The sequence below is a fragment of the Streptomyces sp. NPDC059567 genome, from assembly GCF_042735655.1.
GTDB lineage: Bacteria > Actinomycetota > Actinomycetes > Streptomycetales > Streptomycetaceae > Streptomyces.
Map to the genome: position 1 here is coordinate 1 of NZ_JBHWBS010000036.1, position 6,215 is coordinate 6,215.

3 protein-coding genes and 2 tRNA genes are annotated in these 6,215 nt (G+C 70.9%); 4 read left to right on the plus strand and 1 reads right to left on the minus strand.

The features are described 5' to 3' along the window. Positions 1–89: 89 nt before the first annotated feature. Entirely contained in the window at positions 90–644 is a 555-nt protein-coding gene (locus ACFVZW_RS18025; protein ID WP_384522306.1) for a PPA1309 family protein, read from the minus strand. A gap of 135 nt (positions 645–779) precedes the next feature. Between ACFVZW_RS18025 and ACFVZW_RS18030 the strand changes: the two genes are divergently transcribed. From ACFVZW_RS18030 to ACFVZW_RS18045, 4 genes are all read left to right on the plus strand, one after another. Further along, positions 780–3,758 carry a UPF0182 family protein gene (locus ACFVZW_RS18030; protein ID WP_384522308.1) on the plus strand — a complete coding sequence of 993 codons (2,979 nt, stop codon included), beginning with the start codon at positions 780–782 and terminating at the stop codon, positions 3,756–3,758. Between the two features lie 51 nt (positions 3,759–3,809). After that, positions 3,810–3,883: transfer RNA gene (locus ACFVZW_RS18035), tRNA-Met, on the plus strand. Between the two features lie 204 nt (positions 3,884–4,087). Beyond that, positions 4,088–6,034: a tetratricopeptide repeat protein gene (locus tag ACFVZW_RS18040; protein ID WP_384522310.1), complete on the plus strand. Its 1,947-nt coding sequence runs from the start codon at positions 4,088–4,090 to the stop codon at positions 6,032–6,034. Positions 6,035–6,080: 46 nt separating this feature from the next. Next, positions 6,081–6,154, plus strand: a tRNA-Met gene (locus tag ACFVZW_RS18045). Positions 6,155–6,215: the final 61 nt, after the last annotated feature.

Here is a 6,215-nt window from a genome sequence, read left to right on the forward strand (position 1 = left end):
ACGACCTCTCGCGCGCGAGCGCTCGCGCGCGCGGGGGGGGCGGGGCGCGCGCCGGCGCGCGCGCCGCCCCCACCCCGATCCCGTACTCCTCAGGACTCGAACGTCGCCGCCAGGGCGTCCGCGAGCCCCGGCACCAGGTCCGCCCCGGTGAGCACCTCGTTCGGGGAGTCCTTCTCGCGCAGCCGGATGGCGGCCTCGCGGGCTCCGTTCCGGAGGACGGCCACGGTCATCCGGACCTCCTGGCGGTCCGGGTGCCGGGCCACCCACTTCGCCAGACCGGCCTCGTCCAGGCCGTCCGGGACGGACGCCTCGGCCGACGGCGGCAGCATCAGGCGCTCCACCGTCAGGGCGCAGCCGGCGACCGCGTCCGGCCAGGCGATCGTGCCGAGGAACTCGTCGAGGGCCTTCCCCTTCGGCAGCTCCTCCTGCTCGATGGGGGTGAAGGCGGCGGCTTCCGCGCCTTCGAGGCCGAGCTGGGAGGCGAGTCCCGGCTCCTTGGCACGCAGTCGGGCGGTGTCGACGAGGGCGAAGAGCCGGGCCGGCCGGTCCCAGCCGAGACCGGAGGCGTACTCGTCGATCTCGAGCACCGCGCGGGTGAGGGGGCTCGCGGCCATGGGGGTGCCGGAGGAGGAAACGTTGGACATGACCCATATCCTGCCTCCTTCGCCCCCGAAGACGGGAACTAGGTAAAGCCTCAGTAAGTTGCATCAGTGGGCTCTACGATCGCGGAGCCTGCTTATCGACGCATCAACCTCGAGGGGCGCACGTTGGCTTTCCAGATGCCGGACCGCGGAGGCGGCACAGGCCCGTCCGGGCCAAGGATCAGAGTCGGCCGGCCGTCCCGGCGGGCCCGCACGCTGCTCATGACCCTGGGCGTGCTGGCCGTCCTTGCCATGGCGTTCGTCATGTTCGCCGGGTTCTGGACGGACTGGCTCTGGTACCGCTCCGTCGCGTACTCGTCCGTGTTCACCACCACCCTGTGGACCAAGATCGGCCTGTTCGCCGTCTTCGGTCTCCTCATGGGGCTCGCCGTCGGCTTCAACATCTGGCTGGCGCACCGACTGCGTCCGCCGCTGAGCGCGATGTCGCTGGAGCAGCAGAGCCTCGACCGGTACCGGATGGGCCTGGCCCCCTACAAGAAGTGGGTGCTCCTCGCGATCACCGCTCTGGTGGGCCTGATCGCCGGTGCCTCGGCCTCCGGCCAGTGGCGGACCTGGCTGATGTGGGTCAACGGGGTCTCGTTCGGCCAGAAGGACCCCCAGTTCCAGCTGGACGTGTCCTTCTACGCCTTCGACCTGCCCTGGTACCGCTTCCTCCTGGCCTTCGGCTTCGCCGCCACCGTGCTGTCGCTGATCGCCGCCGCGCTGACGCACTACCTGTACGGCGGACTGCGCGTCACCAGCCCCGGTGCCCGCGCCACCGCCGCCGCGACGGGCCACCTGTCGGTGATCCTCGGCGTCTTCGTCTCGCTGAAGGCCGTGGCGTACTGGCTCGACCGGTACGGCCTCGCCGTGAAGTCCAGCGACTTCAAGGCGGCCGGAAACTGGACGGGTCTGCGGTACGTCGACGCCAACGCCTACCTGCCCGCGAAGACGATCCTCTTCTGCATCGCCGCGATCTGCGCCGTGCTGTTCTTCGCGACGCTGTGGCGCCGCACCTGGCAGCTGCCGGTGATCGGCTTCGGCCTCATGGTCCTTTCGGCGATCCTGATCGGCGGCCTGTACCCGGCCATCGTGCAGAAGTTCCAGGTCCAGCCGAACGAGCAGGCCAAGGAAGCGCCGTACATCCAGAAGAACATCGATGCCACGCGCAAGGCGTACGACATCGACAGCACCGAGCCGGAGAACTACTCGGGCAAGTCCACGGTCAAGGCCAAGGACCAGCTCCGTGCGAACTCCGACACGGCGGCCAGCTACCGGCTGATCGACCCGAACATCGTCTCGCCGACGTTCCAGCAGCTGGAGCAGAAGCGGAAGTACTACCAGTTCCCGACGACCCTCGACGTCGACCGCTACAAGGGCCAGGACACGGTCGTCGGCCTGCGTGAGCTCAACATCAAGGGCATCCCGAAGCGGAACTGGATCAACGACCACTTCACGTACACCCACGGCTACGGCGCGATCATGGCCGCGGGCACGCAGACGGACGCCAACGGTTCCCCGGTCTTCACCGAGGCCGGCCTGCCGACCACGGGGATGCTCGGCCCGTACCAGCAGCGGATCTACTACGGCGAGAAGACGGATCAGTACTCGATCGTCGGCGGCCCGCAGAAGGAGCTGGACTACGAGGAGAACGGCGAGAAGACCACCAGCTACGAGGGCAAGAGCGGGGTCAACCTCTCCAACACCTTCAACCGCGCCGCTTACGCGGTCGCGTTCAGCGAGCCGCAGATCCTCTACTCGGGGGCCATCGGCGAGGGCTCGCGGATCCTCTACAACCGCACGCCCAAGGAGCGCGTCGAGGCGGTCGCACCCTGGCTGACCATCGACGGCGACGCCTACCCGGCCGTCGTCGGCGGCAAGATCCAGTGGATCGTCGACGCGTACACGACCACGAACGGCTACCCGTACGCCTCGCGCACCACGCTGGGCGAGTCCACGGCCGACGCGCTGACGGTCGGCAACCAGCAGCGCGCGGTGGTCGCCCAGCAGAACCAGGTCAACTACATCCGCAACTCGGTGAAGGCCACCGTCGACGCCTACGACGGCACGGTCAAGCTGTACCAGTGGGACAAGGAAGACCCGGTCCTCAAGACGTGGATGAAGGCGTTCCCGGACACCGTGCAGCCGCGTGAGTCGATCAGCCCCGACCTCATGCAGCACCTGCGGTACCCGCAGGACATGTTCAAGGTCCAGCGCGAGCTGCTCACCCGGTACCACGTGAAGGACCCGGCGCAGTTCTACAGCGGCTCGGACGCCTGGCAGGTGCCGAACGACCCGACCAACAAGGACGGCAACGCGGTCCCGCCGTACTACCTGAGCATGAAGATGCCCGGGGACCAGCAGCAGCGGTTCTCGCTGACGACGACGTTCACCCCGAACGGGCGGCCCAACCTGGGCGGCTTCATGGCGGTCGACGCCGACGCGGGCAGCAAGGACTACGGCCGCATAAGGCTGTTGCGAGTCACCTCCGAGGTCCCCGGACCCGAGCAGGTGCAGAACAAGCTCAACAGCCTCCCGTCGGTGGCCACCTTCGTGCGCGACATGAAGGGTGCCGACTCCGACATCCAGTACGGCAACCTGCTGACGGTGCCGCTCGACGGCGGATTCCTGTACGTCGAGCCGGTGTACGCCCAGGGCCGCAACGCGCACTACCCGCTGCTGAAGAAGGTCGCGGTGTCGTACGTCGACGCGGACCAGCCGGACGGTGACACGACCAAGGACACCACGGTGTTCGAGGACAACCTCACCTCGGCGCTCAACGCGGTCTTCGGGGTGGAGGGCGCGACGCCGCCCGAGAAGCCGGAGCAGCCGGGCACCAAGCCGCCGACGACGCCGAGCACGAACGACGCGGCGCTGAAGCAGGCCATCGCCGATGCGCAGAAGGCGTACGACGACGGTGAGGCCGCTCTGCAGAAGGGTGACTGGACCGCCTACGGCAAGGCCCAGGAGGCCCTACAGGACGCGCTTCAGCGGGCGGCGGACGCGGGCGCGAAGCTGACCCCGTCCGACCAGAAGCCGACGGGACAGAAGCCGGGGGCGACGCCGTCGACCAGCCCCCCGAGCCCGTCGACCAGCGCGACCCCACCGAGCGGCTGACCGGTCTGGTCAGGCTCCCCTCCGCGTCGTGATACCTTAAGGACACAACGACGCGGGGTGGAGCAGCTCGGTAGCTCGCTGGGCTCATAACCCAGAGGTCGCAGGTTCAAATCCTGTCCCCGCTACTGAAGACAAGGGCCCGGATCCTATGGATCCGGGCCCTTGTCGTGCTCGCTGGGGGCGCGCGGGACCCCGAAGCGCGGTGGGGATGGGGTGAGTTGGGGTGAGACGTGTTTGACTTATCTCTCTGTGGGCATGTCGACAAAACGCTGAAGTGACCTCACTGGCTGCGGTATACCAGGTGTACGCGCGTTGCGGGTGGTGCGACGATGGAATTTATGGGGGACAGGGCAACTCTGTTGGAGACAGGGCGGTTTGTGCAGCGGCATGTCAAGAGTGCCGCAGACGACATCATCGAGGCCGTGGTGGCCGGCGGTGAGGCCGTCGACACCACCGCCGAGAACGAGACCGAGACCGAGGCGCGCCACCGGCGTGCCGCCGAGAGCGGCGACGCCGCGTCCATGAGCGTGCTCGGCGCGCTGCTGCTGCGCCGCGGGGACCTGGACGGCGCGGAGCCGTATCTGCGCGGCGCCACCGCCGAGGGGGACCGCGCGGCCGCCAACAACCTGGGTGTCCTGCTGCACCAGCGTGGCTACGCCGAAGAGGCCGCGGGCTGGTGGCGGGTCGCCGCCGTCGCGGGCTCCGCGCCCGCCGCCCACGCGCTCGGCCGCCACCACCGCGAGCGCGGCGACGAGCCCGCCGCCGAGTACTGGCTGCGCCAGTCCGCCGAGCAGGGCCACGCCCTGGGCGCCTACGCCCTCGCCGACCTCCTGGAGCACCGCAGCGACGTCGGTGCCGAGCGCTGGCTGCGAGCCGCCGCCGAGCGCGGTCACCGCGAGGCCGCGTACCGTCTCGCCCTCGCCCTGGAGCGGCGCGTCCAGGAGGTGCCCCGAGGCCCGTCCGCCTCCGGTCTCTCGGCGCGCGACGCGCTCGCCCACGACACCGCGCAGGCCGATACGGCGAAGGGCGAGCCGGCGAAGGGCGACACCGGCGCGCCCTCCGGTGAGATCGCCGAGGCCGAGCAGTGGTTCCGGCAGGCCGCCGCGCGCGGGCACCGACGCGCCGCGCTGCACCTCGGGGCGATCCTGGAGAAGCGCGGCGAGCTCAAGGAGGCCGGCCGCTGGTACCTGAGTTCCGCCAAGGAGGGCGAGGCCAAGGCCGCCTGCGCGCTCGGTTTCCTGCTCCGCGACGCCGGCGACGAGGAGAGCGCCGCCGTGTGGTGGCTGCGCGCCGCCCAGGACGGCGACGGCAACGCCGCCAACGCGCTCGGGGCCCTGCACGCGGCCCGGGGCGAGCAGCAGACCGCCGAGCGCTGGTACCGCGCCGCCATGGACGCGGGCGATGTGAACGGCGCGTACAACCTCGGGCTGCTCTGCGCCGCCCAGGACCGCGTCCAGCACGCCGAGCAGTGGTACCGCCGCGCCGCCTACGCGGGTCACCGCGAGGCCGCCAACGCGCTCGCCGTGCTCCTCCTGCAGGCGGGGGACACGGACGGCGCCGAGCCGTGGTTCTCCAAGGCCGCGGAGGCCGGCAGCGTCGATGCCGCCTTCAATCTCGGCATCCTCTACGCGGGTCGCGACGACGACCGTACGGCGCTGAGCTGGTACGAGCGCGCGGCCGCCGCGGGCCACACCGAGGCCGCGCTCCAGGTCGGCATCGCCGGCCTGCGCGACGGCGACGAGCAGACCGCCGAGCGGCATCTGCGGTGCGCGGCGGGCGGCGGCAGCGCCGAGGCCGCGTTCCGGCTCGCCACCGTCCTCGACGCGCGCCGGCCGGACCCCGGCCCGCCCGCGCTCGGTGCCCCGCGCGAGGAGGAGAAGACCGAGTGCGAGGAGTGGTACGAGCGGGCCGCGCAGCAGGGGCACCGGCGCGCCCAGGTGCGGGTGGGGATGCTCGCCGCCGCGCGCGGGGACGTGACGGAGGCGGCCCACTGGTACCGGGAGGCGGCCGAGGCCGGGAGCCGTAACGGCGCGTTCAACCTCGGCCTGCTGCTCGCCCGCGAGGGCAGCGAGCGGGAGGCGGCGCTGTGGTGGACCCGCGCCGCCCGTGCCGGACACGGCCGCGCCGCCCTGCGGCTGGCGCTGCTCGCGGCGCGCCGGGGTGAGCTGTCGGAGGGCCGGCGCTGGTGTGCGACGGCTGTGGAGCTGGGGCCGGCGGAGGTGGCCGAGCGGGCCGCCCGACTGAGCGAGGCGCTGCACCAGGAGCTGACCGCTTAAGGGATTTGCGCTGGTCGTGGGCGTCCCGTAAGGTTGGGTTCACCGACGCGGGGTGGAGCAGCTCGGTAGCTCGCTGGGCTCATAACCCAGAGGTCGCAGGTTCAAATCCTGTCCCCGCTACTCAGTAGCAAGCGAAGGCCCCGGACCAATCATTTGTTGCCGGCCGTCGGGGGTCCCCCCC